At 75.0% G+C, this 16361-nt stretch carries 14 protein-coding genes; 3 read left to right on the plus strand and 11 right to left on the minus strand.

Annotation, left to right across the window (positions count from 1 at the left end; all coding sequences use genetic code 11):
- Nucleotides 1-317 precede the first annotated feature (317 nt).
- A complete protein-coding gene (locus ACFVYK_RS09570) occupies nt 318-482 on the plus strand; it encodes an LPXTG cell wall anchor domain-containing protein (protein ID WP_389770719.1) in 165 nt (54 codons plus the stop codon).
- Between the two features lie 63 nt (nt 483-545).
- On the opposite strand, the gene ACFVYK_RS09575 is transcribed toward ACFVYK_RS09570, so the two are convergent.
- On the minus strand, nt 546-1790 hold the full coding sequence (locus tag ACFVYK_RS09575) for an FAD-dependent oxidoreductase (RefSeq protein WP_389770754.1): 1245 nt from the start codon (nt 1788-1790) through the stop codon (nt 546-548).
- Entirely contained in the window at nt 1790-3151 is a 1362-nt protein-coding gene (locus tag ACFVYK_RS09580) for an ATP-grasp domain-containing protein (protein ID WP_389770721.1), read from the minus strand. The genes ACFVYK_RS09575 and ACFVYK_RS09580 overlap by 1 nt, the downstream gene beginning before the upstream one ends.
- 162 nt (nt 3152-3313) lie before the next feature.
- On the opposite strand from ACFVYK_RS09580, the gene ACFVYK_RS09585 reads away from it, so the two are divergent.
- A complete protein-coding gene (locus ACFVYK_RS09585) occupies nt 3314-4768 on the plus strand; it encodes a glycoside hydrolase family 26 protein (protein WP_389770724.1) in 1455 nt (484 codons plus the stop codon).
- A 28-nt stretch (nt 4769-4796) separates the two neighbouring features.
- Here ACFVYK_RS09585 and ACFVYK_RS09590 read toward each other — a convergent pair whose 3' ends face one another.
- The 9 genes from ACFVYK_RS09590 to ACFVYK_RS09630 all read right to left on the minus strand — a co-directional run bounded on the left by ACFVYK_RS09590 (nt 4797) and on the right by ACFVYK_RS09630 (nt 15821).
- Nucleotides 4797-5912: a GNAT family N-acetyltransferase gene (locus tag ACFVYK_RS09590; RefSeq protein WP_389770726.1), complete on the minus strand. Its 1116-nt coding sequence runs from the start codon at nt 5910-5912 to the stop codon at nt 4797-4799.
- Complete coding sequence (locus ACFVYK_RS09595) at nt 5909-6556, minus strand: lipopolysaccharide biosynthesis protein (protein WP_389770729.1); 648 nt, start codon at nt 6554-6556, stop codon at nt 5909-5911. Before ACFVYK_RS09595 ends, ACFVYK_RS09590 begins: the two co-directional genes overlap by 4 nt.
- Nucleotides 6553-7716, minus strand: a complete 1164-nt coding sequence (locus ACFVYK_RS09600; RefSeq protein ID WP_389770731.1) for a glycosyltransferase — start codon at nt 7714-7716, stop codon at nt 6553-6555. Before ACFVYK_RS09600 ends, ACFVYK_RS09595 begins: the two co-directional genes overlap by 4 nt.
- Nucleotides 7713-8453, minus strand: coding sequence for a polysaccharide deacetylase family protein (locus ACFVYK_RS09605; protein ID WP_389770734.1), 741 nt, complete (start codon nt 8451-8453; stop codon nt 7713-7715). The genes ACFVYK_RS09600 and ACFVYK_RS09605 overlap by 4 nt, the downstream gene beginning before the upstream one ends.
- Nucleotides 8440-10086: a murein biosynthesis integral membrane protein MurJ gene (gene murJ / locus ACFVYK_RS09610; RefSeq protein WP_389770756.1), complete on the minus strand. Its 1647-nt coding sequence runs from the start codon at nt 10084-10086 to the stop codon at nt 8440-8442. Before murJ ends, ACFVYK_RS09605 begins: the two co-directional genes overlap by 14 nt.
- A 494-nt stretch (nt 10087-10580) precedes the next feature.
- Nucleotides 10581-12065 (minus strand): O-antigen ligase family protein, encoded by a 1485-nt coding sequence (locus tag ACFVYK_RS09615; RefSeq protein WP_389770736.1) that lies wholly within the window; start codon nt 12063-12065, stop codon nt 10581-10583.
- An 8-nt stretch (nt 12066-12073) separates the two neighbouring features.
- A complete protein-coding gene (locus ACFVYK_RS09620) occupies nt 12074-13489 on the minus strand; it encodes an exopolysaccharide biosynthesis polyprenyl glycosylphosphotransferase (protein ID WP_389770739.1) in 1416 nt (471 codons plus the stop codon).
- Nucleotides 13486-14661: a glycosyltransferase family 4 protein gene (locus tag ACFVYK_RS09625; RefSeq protein ID WP_389770741.1), complete on the minus strand. Its 1176-nt coding sequence runs from the start codon at nt 14659-14661 to the stop codon at nt 13486-13488. Before ACFVYK_RS09625 ends, ACFVYK_RS09620 begins: the two co-directional genes overlap by 4 nt.
- 53 nt (nt 14662-14714) lie before the next feature.
- The gene (locus ACFVYK_RS09630; protein ID WP_389770743.1) at nt 14715-15821 is read right to left on the minus strand and encodes a DUF3344 domain-containing protein; all 1107 of its coding nucleotides are present in this window, start codon (nt 15819-15821) and stop codon (nt 14715-14717) included.
- Nucleotides 15822-16061: 240 nt separating this feature from the next.
- On the opposite strand from ACFVYK_RS09630, the gene chpG reads away from it, so the two are divergent.
- The gene (gene chpG / locus ACFVYK_RS09635; protein WP_389770746.1) at nt 16062-16301 is read left to right on the plus strand and encodes a chaplin ChpG; all 240 of its coding nucleotides are present in this window, start codon (nt 16062-16064) and stop codon (nt 16299-16301) included.
- The last annotated feature ends 60 nt before the right edge of the window (nt 16302-16361 follow it).

The raw sequence follows: 16361 nt of genomic DNA on the forward strand, positions 1-16361 counted from the left end.
CGCCTCCGGGTGGTGGGCAGAGCAGTCCGCCCGGCGGTAGTCACTCGACTCCTCCCGGCGGCGGGCACTCGTCCCCGCCCGGCGGTGGTCACTCGTCGCCTCCGGGGGGCGGCCATTCGACTCCTCCGGGTGGCGGTCACAGCAGTCCGCCCGGCGGCGGCCACTCGACTCCTCCGGGCGGCGGCCACTCGTCACCGCCCGCCGGCGGCCACTCGTCACCGCCCGCCGGCGGCCACTCGTCACCGCCCGCCGGGGGGCACTCGTCACCGCCCCCGCACGGGGGTCACAGCACGCCTCCGTCCGGGGGCGGGCACACCATGCCTCCGTACGGCGGTGGCGGCGGTGGCGGGCAGACCCCGCCCCAGTTGCCGCACACCGGCAGTGACAGGGCCGCGCTGCTGGCCGCCTCCGGTGTCAGCGCCGCGCTGATCGCGGGCGGCGCCGTCCTGTACCGGCGCGGCAGGAGCGCGTCGCGTCGCTGAACGCGAGGGGTGCCGGACGTCCTCGCGCCCGGCACCCACCCGCGGTCCACGAGTCCGCACGTCTCAGCTCCGTACGGCTTGCGCCGCTCCGCGTCGGCCCGGCGCCGGGATCACCCCGCTCGGCACGCCCGCGTGCAGCCGGCGGCGCACCCCCCGGACGAGGGTCCCCGCCGTGAACGTCGCGCCGTGGACGAAGCGCATCGCCGGGCCGAAGCCGGCCGCCGTCACCAGTCCGGCCATGAACAGGCCGGGGTGGGAGGACTCGAAGTCCCGGCCGACCTCGGGGGAGCCGTCGGCCGCCACGGCCAGCGAGCCGCGCAGCTCGGGGGAGAGCAGGCCGAGCCGGTCGCGCGTCGCCCGGAAACCGGTGGCCGCGATCACGTGCTCGGTCTCGATGCGGTCCGCGCCCGTCACCTCCAGCCGCACTCCGCCCGGCACCGTCCGCGCCGCCGTCACCTCGTGGGCGAGACGCACCTCCACGGCGCGCTCCACCCGGTCGCGCACCCACCACGCGCCGGCCGGTCCGAGCGCCGTCGCCGCGATCCGGGCCCGGGTCGGCTCCCGCAGCCGGCGGTACACGCCGGGGCGTTCGGCGTAGAACCAGTTGCGCCAGCCGCAGCCGAGGCCGCTGTGCGGCGAACGGGCCGACTGCCACCACGGACGTTCCCACGGCGGCGGGACGTCGTTCCAGCACAGCCGGTCGGCGCGGGCCAGCACCCGCACGCGGGTGTCCTGTTCGGCGAGCAGCGCGGCCGTCTCCAGGGCCGCCTGTCCGCCGCCGATCACCGTGACGTCCCGGCCGCGGAAACGGCCGAGGTCGCCGTGGTGGCTGCTGTGCGAGACGAGGTCGCGGGGCAGGGCGCGCAGGGCGGCCGGGATCTCGACGAACGGCATCACGCCGACGGCGAGCGCCACGGTCCGGGCCCACACCGTCTCGTCGTCCTCGGTGACCGCCTCGAAGCCGCCGGGCCGGGACACGATCCGGGTCACCGTGCGCTCGTCCACCTCCGGGACGGCGTTGCGGGCGAACCACAGGCCGTACCGGGCGAACATCTCCACCGGGATCGGCTCACCGTGCCGGGCGGTCACGCCCTGGGTCGCGCAGTACGCGTCGAGCCGCCAACGAGCGGCCGGGTCGGAGAGGTTGGAGGCCCACGGCTCGGACTTCAGGAACATGCCGCCGGGCATGTTGTCACGCCACGAGGCCATCGGCCGACCGAAGACGCGCAGGCTCAGCCCCGCGTCCGCGGCGTGGGAGGCGATGGACAGGCCGTACGGGCCCGCGCCCACCACCAGCAGGTCGTACATCAGCATCTGCTCGCTCTCTCGTCGTCGGTCGGTTCGGTCGGGGTCGGCTCGGGCAGGGCCGGGGCCGGTCCGGCGGCGCCGGTCAGGCCGGCCGGACCGGTCAGGCCGGTCAGGGACGGCGTGGGCGGCGACGACTGGCGGACCACCCGGGGCAGGACCCCGGTCGCGCCCGCCGGGCCCAGCCGGCGCAGCCGGTCGAACAGCCGGCGGGCGACGTGCGAGCCCCACAGCCCCCACATGGCGCGGCCGGGCGCGGTGTCGTCGTGCGCGTGCCAGGCCAGCTCGCGGCTCCGGCGCGTCGGTCGCAGGGCGGCCAGCGGCGCGTAGTTCTCCACCACGAACGCCCGTCCCGGCTGAGGCGCCCTGACCGGCAGTCGACGGTGCGTCAGGTCCAGGTGCTGGGCCCGGACGACGTCCAGTCCGCCGGCGTCGGCGAAGAGCCGGAACTGGGCGCCGGGACGCGGGTTGAAGTCGAGCAGGTGGTAGTCGCCCGTCGTGCCGCAGCGGCGGAAGTCGAGGTCGAGGATGCCCCGGTAGCCGAGGGTGTCGGTGAGGCGCCCGGCCAGCGCTCCCACCTGCGGGTTGTCGGTCCACTCACCCACTGCCGTGAGGCCGGCCCCGCGCGGCCAGGCGCACAGCTTGCGGCCCGGACCGCCGGCGGCGAGCGCGCCGGAGCGGTCGGCGTAGCCGTGGAAGAACCAGTCGCGGTCCGGCCCCGGCGGCAGGAAGGCCTGCAACAGCAGCCGGCTGCCCGCCTCGTCGGTGCGCAGGTACAGGTCGCGCGCCTCCTGCGGTGAGCGGACGACGGCCGTGCTGCGCAGTCCGGAGCCCGCGGGCAGCAGCCAGGGCCGGCTCCACTTGGCGACCACGGGCAGGCCGAGGCGCCAGGCGGCGGAGGCGGCCTGGGCCGGGCTCTCGGGGATCACGGTGAGCGGGTGCGGCACGTCCGCCGCCGCGCACAGTCCGGCCAACTCCGCCTTGTCCGCGACCCGTTCGGGCAGCGCGCCGGGCTGTTGCGGCAACAGGTAGGCGGGCGCCAGATCCTCGCGCAGCCGGCCCACGGCGATCGCGCCCGCGTCGTCCATCGGGATCAGCACGGCGGGCCGTTCGACGCGGGCGGCCACCCGCAGCAGCACGGCGGCGATGTCGGCTGGGGCGGCGCCGGGCGGTGGCGGGGGATGCAGTCGGCTCACGAAACGGGAGGCGCGCACGGGGCTTCCCGTCGAGTCGGCGATCACGTGCACCTCGACTCCGGCCCGGCCGAGCGAGCGCACGGCGCCCAGCGTTCCGTGGTGAAAGGGATTCCGGTCGATCCGCAGGAGGACGGCGGGGACTCGGGTGTCGAGCAGCGGCTCGGGCATTTTCTGCGGTGTCCTTCGGCTCGGTTCACCGATATGGGCCATCGAGGCACTCGAAAGCCGTAACGGCGGTGGCGTGATTCCTTTTCGTGTGACTTTCATATGACTGAGTGTCAGTAATGCGCGGGCAGTGCGCGTTACGCGTGAGTGGAGAAAGGAGCAGGCATGGCCCCACAGCAGCGACGCGCACGGACCCGACGGCTGGCCGTCGTCGCGGCGGCGGTCGCGGCCTCGGCCGCCCTGGCGTCCGGACCTGGATTCGCCGCGGGCGCGGGGGTGGTGCGGGTCGCCGATCCTCCCGCTCCCACCCCGACCGTCCCGGCTCCCACCCCGACCGTCCCGGCTCCCACCCCGACCGTCCCCGCTCCCACCCCGACCGTCCCGGCGCCCGCCGCGACAGAGCCGGCCGCCTCGGCCGCCCCGGCCGTCCCCGTGCCGAGCACGACCCCCGCCCCACCGGCCGCGTCGGTGACGCCTGCTCAGAGCCCGAGCACGTCCGGCGAGTCGGCCGCGCCGACTCCGTCGGCCTCCCCCGCCATGGGCGCGCCCGCCTTCGGCGCCTACCTCGACTACGGCGCCCGGGGCGTGGCCGGGATCGCCGAGCTCAGCGAGTGGCTGGGCGGCTCGAAGCTGCGCGTCGGCCACACCTACCTGCCGGGCGACCGGTGGCACAACATCGAGGGCCCGCCCGGCTTCCTCGACGTGTGGGCGGACTGGCGGCGGGAGGAGGACGACCGGATGCTCGTCCTCAACGTGCCCATGATGGAGCGCAACGAGGAGGGCGTCTCCGACGCCGAGGTGCGCGGGCTGCTGCGACAGGGCGCGGCAGGGGAGTTCGATCACCACTTCAGGGCTCTCGCCGAGCGGTTGGTCGCGCTGAAGGTGCCGGACACGGTGATCGTGCTCGGCTGGGAGATGAACGGCATCACGTACACCCATCGCTGCGGGCCGGACCCGGAGGCCTGGAAGAAGTACTGGAACAGGATCGTCTCGACGATGCGTTCGGTGCCGGGCCAGAAATTCCGGTTCGACTTCACGCCGACCCGGGGCAAGGACGCCGTTCCCTGGACCGAGTGCTATCCCGGGGACGACACCGTCGACATCCTGGGAATGGACTCCTACGATCAGCCGACCGGCCTGTCGTTCGACGAGCAGGTGAAAGAACCGTACGGGCTCCAGGCGCACGTGGATTTCGCCAAAGCCCACGGCAAGCCCATTTCCTATCCCGAATGGGGACTCTTCCGCAACGGTGACAACGCCGAGTACATGCGCCGCATGATCGCCTGGATGGACGAGCACAAGCCGCTGTACAACACGCTGACCGACTACTGCCCCCACGGCGTGTGGCAGTGCCGGCAGAACCCCCGGTCGTCCGAGGTGTACCGCTCGCTGCTGTCCGGCCGCCTCGACGGGTCGAGCACGGCGCCCACGACTCCGGCGCCCTCCCAGGAACCGTCCGTGGAGCCGACGCCCGCGCAGCCCACCCCGCAGCCGCCCACGACCGACCCGTCCGCCGAACCCCCGGTGAACTGCACGCCGATGGACCTCGGCGACTGGGTCGAGTACTGGCTCGGCGGCAAGCTGTGCTTCCGCCTGGACTGGTGGTCGCGCAGCGGATGAACCGCGGTGCGGTGGCGGCAGGCCCGCGTCAGGACCTGCCGCCACCGGCTCGCTCCCTCCGCTGCTCCAGACGGAGCAGCAACTCCTTGCCGCGCCGCCGCGCGGCCACGTCGTAGAGGGCCGCCGACAGCAGCGGTGCGGTGCGCCGGCGGGCCAGCAGCAGCCGCTGGTTGACGACCGGTTCCGGCCGCCAGTGGTGCTTGTACGGCTCGTTGCCGCGCAGCAGGCTCAGCGCGGCGCGCCCCCCGTCGCGCGTGTGCTCGGCGCACGCGTCCAGCAGCATCACCGCGACGTCCGCCTTGCTCTCCCGCAGCCGCGGATGGGCCCCGTACAGATAGCCCCCGGCGAGCCGCCGCGACAGCAGGGTCAGGTCGACGGCCACGACGTCGTCGTCCAGCCGGAACTCGGTGACGACCGCGTCCCCGGCGCGCACCATCGGTCCGACCGAGCGCACCAGGTGCTCGCAGAAGCGGGAGCGCAGGTGCTCACCCGTCACCTTGCGGCCCTGCCACTGCAGCCGATGCAGTTCCAGCAGCCGCCGCAGCGCCGAGTCCACCTCCTCCGGGCGGACCGCCGTGCGCTGCACGCCGAGCGCGGTCAGCTTGCGCAGCTTGGCGCGCACCCGCTGGGCCTTCGCCGACGGCAGCCGGGCCACCAGGTCCTCCATGGGGACGGCCGGGAGCTCCAGGCACACCGAGTCGCTCACCCGGCGCCGCGGTCCGTGCCACCGTTCGTAGACCTGCTCCACCGCGCCGCCCGGGCGCACCTCGCGGAAGTCGATCAGCGCGGTCCGGGCGACCGCGGCGAGCGCCTCGGTGAGCGCGGCGACGGCCCGCTCACCGTGTTCGTCGTCGACCAGGACGTCCCCGTAGTCGGAGATCGCCCCGCCGAGCGGCACGAGCGCGGGCAGCGGCCGGCGGACGGCCGTCAGCGGGGCCGCGGCGACGAGCTCGCCGCCGTCGCGGACCAGCAGCAGACGCAGCCGGCCGCGCCGCCCGTACGACAGCCACCACGAGTGCAGCCAGGCGTGGCTCTGGAACGGAGTGGCCGTGGCGCACCGCCGGTACAGCCGGCCCCAGTCGGGCGCGAGCGCGGCGAAGGCGTCCTCGTCGGTGACGAGTTCGGTCGTGAGCGTCGGTTTCACAGCGCTCCGTGGGCGTCGGCGGCGAGAGCCGGGCCGGGCACGGCGGCCGGGCGCCCGGCCTCCTCCCGCGCGCCCCGCTTCGGCCGGACCAGCAGGACCAGTCCGCCGAGCAGCCCGCCCGCGCTCGCCCCCACCAGCCCGGTCACCGCCGAGGACGCCGAGGAGGGCGCGGTAGGCCGGACCGCGCGGGCGAACTGCTGCAGCTCGACGTTGGTGGCGCCCTCGGAGCTCTTGGCGTGCTGGGTCAGCGCGCGGCTGACCGCGTTGGCCATGTCGGAGGCGAGGTCGGCGCGCGGGGAGGTCGCCGTGATCGCGACCATCGGGGCGTCCGGCGAGGTCGCCGTCTGCACGCTCTGCTGCAGCGTCTTCACGGGCACGCCCGCCCACACCTGGGCGTCGCCCAGCACCGCGAGCTGGGTGGCGACCCGGCCGTAGGCCTGCGCGAAGCCCAGCGCGGACGCCGGGTCCGACTTCGCGGTCGGGACCGCGACGACGTAGGCGGTGGCCGTGTACACGGGCGGCGTGACGACTCCGTACGCGCCGCCGAGCAGACCGCCGGCGACGGCGCCGGCCGCGAGCAGGGACCACGGCGGCAGCGTCCTGGTGCGGCGCAGCGCGGCAGGGCGGCGGGGGTTCTCGGTCATGGGGAACTGACTCCCTGGGGTGTCGGGGTAGCGGTGGACGACCGGGGTGGTCCGGTGACGGTGGCCGCGTACACGTCCATGAGCTGGGCGGCGCTGCGGGTGATGTCGTAATGGCGGACGGCGTCCGAGGCGGTGCGCGGGCCGGGGCCCAGCGCGCGCGCCTCGGTCAGCGCGCGGGCGAACGCCCCGGCCCCGCCGCTCACGCGGCGGGCGCCGGCCGGCCGCGCGGGCAGGTCCTCGATCGCGGGGCAGGAGGCGTAGAGCACGGGCAGTCCCGAGGCGAGCGCCTCCACGACCGCGAGGCCGAAGGTCTCCTCAAGGCACGGGGAGACGAACACGTCCATCGCGCAGACCAGGGACGGCAGGTCGGGGCCGGGGGCGCCGTCGGGGACGCTGGGGCGCTCGCCGGCGAACAGGACGCGGTCGGCGACCCCCGCCTCGTGCGCGAGACGCCGCAGCACGCTCTCCTCGGGCCCGCCCCCCACCAGCAACAGCCAGTGGTCGGACGGGAGACGGGCGAGGGCGTGGACGAGCACGTCGAAGCGTTTGCCGGGCGTGAGACGGCCCACCCCGCCGACGACGTGGGCGTCGTCCGGCAGTCCGAGGCGCCGCCGGGTGCGCAGCCGGGCGTCCGGGTCGAACCGGAAGCGGGCCAGGTCGACGCCGTTGGGGACGACCTCGATCCGGGGGGCCGGCACGCCCCAGCTCATCAGCCGGTCGGCGACCGTGGGGGAGACGGCGACCGTGGTGCGTCCCAGCCGCTCGCTGGCGAGGTAGAGCGCGCGCACCCCGGAGGTCAGCTCGCGTCCCTCCATCTGCGAGCCGCCCAGCGAGTGCTCGGTGGCGACGACCGCGCGGACCCCGGCCAGACGCGCGGCCAGCCGGCCGTAGACACAGGCCCGGTAGAGATGGGTGTGCACGAGGTCGTAACCGCCGGAGCGGATGATCCGCACCAGCCGGGGCAGCGCGCCGAGGTCACGGTTGCCGGCCATGCCGAGGTGCACGACCCGCACCCCGTCCTCGGTCAGTCCGTCGGCCACCGAACCCGGGTTGGTCAGCGTCACCACGTCGCACTGCGCCGGCAAGTGCCTCAGCAGCAGCCGCAGTTGCTGCTCGGCGCCGCCGACGCCGAGCCCGGTGATGATGTGCAGCGCCTTCACCGCAGTCCCTCCACGGGCCGTCGGCGCAGCCGGTGCAGCCGGTACTTCAGATACAGGCGCAGGGCGTTGTCGTTCTGCCCGATGTGCAGCCGGGGGAGGGCGTGCGGGCCGTTCAGCGGGCCCGGGTCGATCGCGCAGGCGTAGGCGTAGCCGGCCTCGCGCACGGCGTCCACGGCCCGCTGGTCGATCGTCCCGTACGGATAGCAGAAGCCGCCGGGCTCGGCGCCGAGCAGCCCGGCGAGGACGGCCCGGCTCTCGACCGTCTCCGCCTTGAGCGTGAGGTCGTCCGCTTTGGTCAGGTCGACGTGGGTGAGACCGTGCGAGCCGATCTCGACGCCCTCGTCGGCCGCGCGGCGGATGCCGTCGGCGGTCAGCAGGGGCTTGCGCGGGCCGAGCGGATCCCAGGCGTTGTCGCCGCCGAGCCGGCCGGGCAGCACGAAGAGGGTGGCCGTGCAGCCGTTGCGGCGCAGGGCGGGCAGGGCGCCGGTGAGGAAGTCGGCGTAACCGTCGTCGAAGGTGAGACCCACCAGGTTCCGGCCTTCCCCGCGGGCGCGGGCGGCGAGCAGTTCGGCCACGGAGACGCCGCGCAGCCCGCGCCGGCCCAGCCACCTCAGCTGCGCCTCCAGCCGTTCGGGGGTGACCGTGACGCGGTACGGGTCCTCGGAGCAGTCGCCCACCGAGTGGTACATCGCCACCCACGGGACGGGGGCGGGCGGGCGGCGGTCAGGAGCGGCCATGGGAGAGCCTTCGGGTCGCGGAACGTACGGAACGGAGCGCGCCGACGATGCCCTGGGCGCCCAGGGCCCGGCCGAGCGCCAGGAAGACGACGGTGACGGTGAGTCCGCCGACGGCGAGGCCGAGGAGCGCGTCGTCGCACCGGCCGGCGGCGAGGGCCCCGGCCAGGGCCGCCACCAGGGCCGCCCGCACCGGCCGGCTCAGCTCGTGCAGCACGGCCCGGACGCCGATGGGGACGCTGCGCGGTCCGGTCCCGGCCAGCAGCACCAGGGCGGTGACGGTGATGCCGGTCGCGTTGGCGGCGGCGATCCCGTACACGCCCCAGGCGTGCACGCTCAACGCGCCGATCCAGGAGGTGACGACGATCCCACAGGCCATCGCGCCGACCGGGTACCAGGCGCCGCGACCCGCCGAGAAGTAGGAGCGAGCCAGCACGCCCACCAGGGTCTGCCCGAGCAGCCCGAGCGCGTACACCCGCATCAGCCCGGCCGTCGCCGCGGTGTCCCGCGCGGTGAACGCGCCCCGCTGGAAGAGGACTTCGATCATCTGGGGCGCGCAGGCGACCACCGCGGCCGTGCCGAGCAGCACGATGCACGCGGCCAGGGCCAGATCCCGCTCCACCCGGCTGCGGGCGCGTTCGGTGTCCCCCTCGGCCAGCGCCCGCGCGACCACCGGGAAGGTGACCGTGCACACCATCACCGACAGGATCATCGGCATCTGCGCGACCTTCTGCGCGTAGTTGAGGTGGGAGATCGCCCCGGCCGGCAGCTGGGAGGCGAGGAAGCGCTCGATGAGGACCTGGGACTGCCGGCACAGCGCGAACAGCAGGACGGTCGTGAGGAGCGCGGTGTCGAGGGGCCGGGACTCCTCGTGCGCGGCGCCCCGCTCCCCGTCCGCCGAACGCCGCCTCAGCTGGCCCAGCAGCGAGGGGAGCTGGACGAGAACCATGAGGAAACCGCCCACCGCGACCCCGGCCGCCGCCGCCCGCACCCCCCAGCGCCCGCCGAGGGCGTACATCCCGGCGATGATGCCGGCGTTGTAGGCCACGTAGATCGCCGCCGGCGCCACGTACCGCCGGTGTGCGCGCAGGGCCGCGCTGCAGTACCCGGCGAGCCCGAAGCTCACCGCGCAGGTGGCGGTGAGCCGGGTGCAGCCGACGGCGAGCGCGGGGTCGGGCAGGCCGGGCGCGAGGGCCTCGACGAGCTGGGGCGCCAGGCCGATCAGCAGGGCGCCCACCGCGGCGAAGGCCAGCGACAGCCGGGGGAGCGTCCCGGCGACCAGCGCGCGGACGGGGTCGCCCGGAGCGCCCTGGGAGCGGCGGGCCAGCGCCATGCTGAACGCCGGGATCAGGGCGAACGCCAGGCCGTCCTCGATGAGCAGCGTGGCCGCGAACTCGGGCACGGTCCACGCGACGAGGAACGCGTCGGTGTCGCTGCCCGCGCCGAACAGCCGGGCCAGCGCCTGGTCCCGGAGCAGCCCGAGCAGGGCGCCCGCGACGGACAGCGCGGCGGTGACGAGCGCGGCCCTGGCGAGGAAGCCGCGGGAGGCCGCGGGAAGGTCGCCGGCGGGCCGGCCCTTCTCCCCGCCGGCCGCCACGACCGCCCCGGCCTTCTCGCCGGCCCCGTCCACGGGCATCCCGTCGGTCTGGGTGGTGCCGCTGGTCACATTGGTTCGGGGGGTTCCGTCGGTCTGGGTGGTTCCGCTGGTCCTGTTGATTCGGGGGGTTCCGTCGGTCTGGGTGGTTCCGCTGGTCCTGTTGGCTCGGGGGGTTCCGTCGGTCTCGGTGGTCTCGGCGCTCCCGTCGGTCCCGTTGGCTCGGGGGGTTCCGTCGGTCTCGGCGGTTCCGTTGGTCCCGTTGGCTCGGGGCGTCCTGTCGGTCTCGGTGGTCCCCTTGGCTCGGGGCGTCCCGTCGGTCTCGGTGGTGCCGCTGGTCCCGTTGGCCCGGAGGGGCCCGTCGGTGCCGCTGGTCCCGTTGGCTTGGAGGGTTCCGTCGGTCTCGGTGGTCTCGGCGGTCCCGTCGGCTCCGCTGGTCGTGTCGGTGCCGTCCGGCCTCGCGGACCGTGCGGCGGCCCGCGCCGGCGGCACGGACGGGGGGCCGTCCGTGCGGGGCGTCCGCGGAGGCGTCGCCGTCATCGCGCGAGCGCCTCCTCACGGCCGTCCGCGCCGACCAGCGCCCACCAGGCCACGAGCCCGAAGACGACGGCCGTCAGGACGGTCGAGGGTCCGCCGATGTCGGCGTAGACGAAGTCGATCAACTGCCAGACCAGAAGGCCGCAGGCGACGAGCGCGCAGTCGAGGCCGGGGCCCGAGCGCCTGACGCGGGCCCAGCCGCGCAGCCCGCGGGCCAGCAACGCCAGCCAGCCGCCCCCGAGGGCGAGCAGACCGATCAGGCCCTGCTCGGCGAGGAGCAGCAAATACATGTTGTGCGGGGACAGCAGCGGCTGCCGCACGAAGCCCGAGCCCGCGCCGTCGGTGTCGCTGCCGGAGGACAGGGCGAGGGAGGCGTGCGCGTCCCGGTGCTCGGGGAAGCCCTTCAACCCGACGCCGGTGAGCGGCTGTTGACGCCAGATGCCGACGGCGGACGCCCACAGCGTGTACCGGTCGGTCACCGACTGGTCGGGCGCGTCGGCGATCTGGGTGATGCTGTTGACGCGCTCCTGGAGCATCGCCGAGCCGACGCCGAAGCCGCCGACCAGGACCACTCCGGCCGCCAGCGCCACCGCGCCGATCTTCAGGGCCCGCCGCAGCCCGGCGAGGACCAGCTGGACCGTGCAGGTCAGTGCGGTGGCGATCCAGGCGCCCCGGCTGAAGGAGAGCGCCAGCGGCGCCAGCAGCGCGAGCGCGCAGCCGGCGGCGATCGCCCGCTGCCGCACCGGGGTCCGGCCGAGCGCCAGCCCGATCGCGCAGATCAGCCCGAAGGACACGACGGTCGCCATGCCCATCACGTCCTGCGGCCCGAACGTGCCGACCGCGCGGATCGTCTCGCCCTGGTACGAGGCGCCGGTCCCGGTGACGAACTGGTGCACGCCGACCGCCCCCTGCCACCCCGCCAGGCCGACGAACGACCAGGCCAGCACCCGGAAATCGGCACGGTCGCGGACCAGGAGCACGACGGCCGCCGGGACGAGCACGAAGATCTGCAGGTAGCGGCCCAGGCCGGTGACGCCCGCGCCCGCCGAGGAGGCGCCCATCGCGGCGAGCGTGAGCCCGGCGACCGGCAGCCCGAGGAGGACGGCGGCCGTGCGGGACAGCGGGCGCCGCCGCTGCCGCAGCAGCCGGACCACGCAGAACAGCACGACCAGCGCGGACAGCACGTCGGCCGGTCCGGCGCCGCCCTCGCCGCCGGGCGCGAGCGGCAGGCCGAGCACGGCGAGCACGGTGACGACGGGGAGGACCGGCGACAGCGTCCGGGCGGACGCCAGGGGCAGGGCGAGGGCCGGTCCGGGAGGCGCCGCCGACTGCCCGCGGGAGGGGCCTCGCGGCGTCCCGTTCGGCGCGTCGCACGGTGGAGGGGCGCCCGCGTGGGCGTACGCGGGCGGGCCCGACAACGCGGCGAGACGCCGTGCCAGGCGTCGCAGCGCGGGCGGGAGACTCCGGACGGGTCCTGGGGTCATCGGCGGTTTCAGCTCCCGGTCGGTCGCACGAGGGCGGCCGCGGTGCGCAGCAGGATGCACACGTCCTGCCACAGCGACCAGTTGTCGATGTACGCGTTGTCGAAGCGGGCCCGGTCCTCGATCGAGGTGTCGCCGCGCAGCCCGTGCACCTGCGCGAGGCCGGTGATGCCGGTCTGCATGCGGTGGCGGGCCGCGTAGCCGGGGTAGCTCTGGCTGAACTGGCCGACGAAGAAGGGGCGTTCGGGGCGGGGACCGACCAGGCTCATGTCGCCGCACAGCACGTTCCACAGCTGCAGCAGCTCGTCCAGCGAGGTCTGGCGCAGGAAGCGGCAGAAGGGGCTCATCTGGCGCTCCCCGGCCACGCTCCAGCGGGTCGCCGCCTCGTGCTCGTCGACCGGGCGGTGGGTGCGGAACTTCAACAGGGTGAAGGGCCTGCCGTCCTTGCCGATGCGCTCCTGACGGAAGACCACCCCGGGCCCGTCGGTCAGCCGCAGCACGGTCGCGCACAGCAGCAGCAGTGGGCTGACCAGCAGGAGCAGGCTTCCGGAGACCGCGACGTCCAGCAGCCGCTTGGCGAGGCTGCCGCGGCGCCGGGCGGCCACGTCGAGGCGGCGGCAGGAGAACCCGGCGAGCTGCTCGCGGCTCGCGTACGAGGGGGTGTCGGCGTCGATCTCCCACACCGTGCAGCCCGACTCGGCGAGGGCCCGCAGCAGCGGGCCCTGCACGGAGCGCACGGCCGGGTGGACGCACAGGACGTCCCGGACGCCGTTCTGGATGAGGGCGCGCTGCACCTCCTGACCGCTCGTCAGCACCGGCAGGCCGTCGGCGCCGTCGGGGTTCTCGGCCACGATCCCCACCGGACGGATCCCGCACCGGGGGTGGCGCAGCACGGCGGCCGCCACCCGCTGCGCGGTCGTGGCGGGCCCGATGACGAGCGCGGCGCGCGGGCGGCGCAACAGCGCCCGCCGCCGCCGCAGATGGACGACCGCGCGGCCGGCGCAGCAGGCCACGGCCTGTGCCGCGCAGCCGAGGAGCAGGGTGCGGGCCGAGAGGGCGTGCGTCGGGTTCCACGCCCCGGCGACGGCGGCCAGGACCAGCCAGCCGACCGCGATCCGGCCGCAGACGGTGGGCACTTCGTCGAGCACCCCCGCCACGGGACGCGAACGCTGCGGGCGCAGCAGCATCGTCGCCGTCACCAGCAGCGCCGCCAGGAGCGGCCGGCGCTGCGTCCCGGCCAGCGCCAGCGCGCCCGCGAGCGCGGCGAGGGCGTCGGTGAGCAGGAGCGGCAGCGGTGACGTGGGCCGCGCGGGGGGCCGTCGGGCGGGGAACCTGAATCCCGTCGCGCTCTCCCGCCGCGGGATGACCGAGACGGACGAGTATCCGGGCTGCGCGCCAGGAGAGGGAACGGTGCTTTCCGCAGTCACGAGTGGATGGACTCCCTGCACTCGGTGGGCGCGACGCGCGCCCCTTGTCTGGTCGTGAGCAGCTCGCGGTACACGTCCGCGACCGCTTCGGCCGTGCGTCGCACGTCGTGCGTGGCCAGGACGTGCCGGCGCCCCTGGTGGCCGAGCGATTCGCGCAGCAGCGGGTCGAGCAGCAGTGCGGTGACGGTGTCGGCCAGCGCGGCCGGGTCGTCCGTGGGTGCCAGACAGTGGGACGCGAGGGCGTCCGGCAGGCTCTCCCGGGCGCCGTCCACGTCGGTGACCACCACGGGCCGCCCGCAGGCCAGCGCCTCCAGCGGGGCCAGTGCCATGCCCTCCCAGCGCGAGGGCAGCACGATCAGGTCGGCGGCCTGGTACCAGGGCACGACGTCGGCGACGGCCCCGGCGAACAGCACTGACTCCGGCGCCGCGGACCGCAGTCGCTCCGCGTCCGGTCCGTCGCCCACCAGCACCAGCCGGGCGCCGGGCGTGCGGCGCGCGACGGCGTCCCAGGCCCGCAGCAGCACGTCCTGCCCCTTCTGCCGGCACAGCCGCCCCACGCACACCACCAGCGGGGCGGCCGCGTCGAGGCCGGGCAGGAGGGCGGCGCGCACGGTGTCGACGGGAGCGGGATGGAAGCGCTCGGGATCGATGCCGTTGGGGACGACGCTCCACCGGGCGGCGATCCGGGCGCGCGTGCCGGTGGCGCGCTCCGCCTCGCTGACGCACACCAGCCGGTCCGCCCAGCGGGCCCCGAACCGCTCCCAGCGCAGGGCCAGTGCGGCGGTGACGCCGCCGACGGCCTCGAAGGACCAGGCGTGCGGCTGGAACACGGTCGGGATCCGTCCGCGCAGCGCGAGCCGTCCGGCCAGTCCGGCCTTCGCGCTGTGCGCGTGCACCAGGTCGGGGCGTACCTCGTCGAGCAGGCGTGCGAGCCGCCGTACCTCGCCGGGGAGCGAGGGCCCCGGCGACCGGGTGGCCGCCCAGTGCCGGACGTCCGCTCCCAGGGACCGCAGGTCCCCGGCGAACCGGCCGTCCGGGCAGGCGACGGCGACGTGCAGACCGGCGGCGAGCTGGGCTCGCGCGAGGTCCGTCACGACCCGGGCGACCCCGCCGTCCACCGGCTGGGTGAGGTGCAGGACCCGGGGCCGTTCGTCGGGTTCTGGCTGGTGCATTGCGCGGTTTCCTCGCTCACGGTGGCGCTCGGGACATGCGGGAACGCGCTTGACTACTTCTTCCGTGTGTCGACGGCGACGAAGAGCGCCCCGGCCCACGCCGCGTCCCGGTGGGCAACGAGCCGGACCGCCAGCTGGTCACCGCCGGATCGCAAACCCCTGCGCAGATCGAACACGTCGGAGTCGTAGCCGAGGGTGTTGACGTGCGCCGGTACACGCGCCGCCGGAGCCTCCCCCGGCTCGCTGATCGTGGAGTTCAACACATCGTCAGATGGATTGACCGGGTCCGTGAGCGCGATGGCCGCCCGGCCACCGCTCGACATCATGAGCGAATCACCCGAACGGCCGCGGTCGCCGTCGTAGGCGACCAGCCCCACGCGGCCGCCCGCGCCCCTGGGGATGCGGAGCCCGCGCAGCTCGATCTCCTGGCCGGCGGCGGAGCCGAGGGCGTCGAAGCCGTCCCAGAGGGAGAGATCCCGCAGCGGCTCGGCCGGGTTCTCGTAGGCCACGACCAGCGTCCAGCCGCCCCAGGCCCCGGCCGCCGACCTGCCCATGGCCACGTTGATCTGCGCGACGGTGTACAGGCCCTGACCGCTGTCGCGCACCAGCTTCGTGACGTCCGCGGAGGCCTGGAAGGCGTCGGCGCCGTGGGCCGCCCGGTGGCCGACGACGGTGTCGGCGAGCACCGCCTTGTACCGGCCGCCCGGTTCGGCGATCAGCACCCGCCCGTTGTCCTTGGGCGGCTTCTGCTCTCCCACGCGCAGGTTGCCGCCCCAGTACAGCCGCGCGTACGACACCCGCGCGCCCTTGGGCAACCGGACCTCGGCGCGGGAGGAGTTGTAGGTGTTGGGGTCGTCGTCGACGTCGACGTAGAACATGTCGAAGTCGTCGTTGCGCGCCGGCGCCGTGCCGGCGCGTGCGGCCGGGCAGACGGGGACCGCCGCGGCCGTCGGGGCCGCGCGGCAGCTGATGGCCGCGTTGGCCGCGCGGACGATGCCGCCGTGCTGGGTGGAGTGGTAGCGCTGTGTGAAGGCGAGGCGTTCGGCCTCGGCGGCCGGCGGAGGGCCGGCCGCCCGGGCGCCGCCCGGCGCCCAGAGTGCGGCGAGGGTGAGGACGCCGACCGTGGCGCGATGCAGGAGAGGACCCAGGGAGTTGCGCATGACCGGCGGTGCCCTTTCGTGCGATTTGCTTGCTATAGGCGTGCGTCGGATGGGGCGCAACTCTAGCCGCTGTCCGGATTAATCCCCTGAAACCGGACAACTGTGTCGGTATGGTGAACCTCGAACTCCGAAGACATCACTCATTCGGCCGCACAACCCCCGTGAGCCCCACGCGTTGACTTCAGCGCCGGGCATCCCCGCCCCGGTGTTGATGTCACAACCCCCAAGGAGCACCTCTCCATGTCGCGTATCGCGAAGGGCCTGGTCCTGACCTCCGTTGCCGCCGCGGCCGTCGCCGGCGCCTCCGGCATCGCCGCCGCCGACAGCGGCGCGAACGCCGTCGCCGAGCACTCCCCGGGCGTGCTGTCGGGCAACGTCGTGCAGGTTCCCGTCCACATCCCGGTCAACGTCTGCGGCAACACGATCAACGTGATCGGCCTGCTGAACCCGGCGTTCGGCAACACCTGCATCAACGACTGACGTCACCTCCCCGAGGTCACGACTCGTCATTCGCGAAACGGCCGCCCTCCTGTCAGGAGG

Origin of the sequence: Streptomyces sp. NPDC058291, assembly GCF_042880855.1 — a bacterium.
Classification (GTDB): domain Bacteria; phylum Actinomycetota; class Actinomycetes; order Streptomycetales; family Streptomycetaceae; genus Streptomyces.

Coding starts and splice junctions, on each gene's coding strand:
- ACFVYK_RS09570 (WP_389770719.1), top strand. CDS start 318: ATGCCTCCGTACGGCGGTGGCGGCGGTGGCGGGCAGACCCCGCCCCAG.
- ACFVYK_RS09575 (WP_389770754.1), bottom strand. CDS start 1,790: ATGTACGACCTGCTGGTGGTGGGCGCGGGCCCGTACGGCCTGTCCATC.
- ACFVYK_RS09580 (WP_389770721.1), bottom strand. CDS start 3,151: ATGCCCGAGCCGCTGCTCGACACCCGAGTCCCCGCCGTCCTCCTGCGG.
- ACFVYK_RS09585 (WP_389770724.1), top strand. CDS start 3,314: ATGGCCCCACAGCAGCGACGCGCACGGACCCGACGGCTGGCCGTCGTC.
- ACFVYK_RS09595 (WP_389770729.1), bottom strand. CDS start 6,556: ATGACCGAGAACCCCCGCCGCCCTGCCGCGCTGCGCCGCACCAGGACG.
- ACFVYK_RS09605 (WP_389770734.1), bottom strand. CDS start 8,453: ATGGCCGCTCCTGACCGCCGCCCGCCCGCCCCCGTCCCGTGGGTGGCG.
- murJ (WP_389770756.1), bottom strand. CDS start 10,086: ATGCCCGTGGACGGGGCCGGCGAGAAGGCCGGGGCGGTCGTGGCGGCC.
- ACFVYK_RS09615 (WP_389770736.1), bottom strand. CDS start 12,065: ATGACCCCAGGACCCGTCCGGAGTCTCCCGCCCGCGCTGCGACGCCTG.
- ACFVYK_RS09625 (WP_389770741.1), bottom strand. CDS start 14,661: ATGCACCAGCCAGAACCCGACGAACGGCCCCGGGTCCTGCACCTCACC.
- ACFVYK_RS09630 (WP_389770743.1), bottom strand. CDS start 15,821: ATGCGCAACTCCCTGGGTCCTCTCCTGCATCGCGCCACGGTCGGCGTC.
- chpG (WP_389770746.1), top strand. CDS start 16,062: ATGTCGCGTATCGCGAAGGGCCTGGTCCTGACCTCCGTTGCCGCCGCG.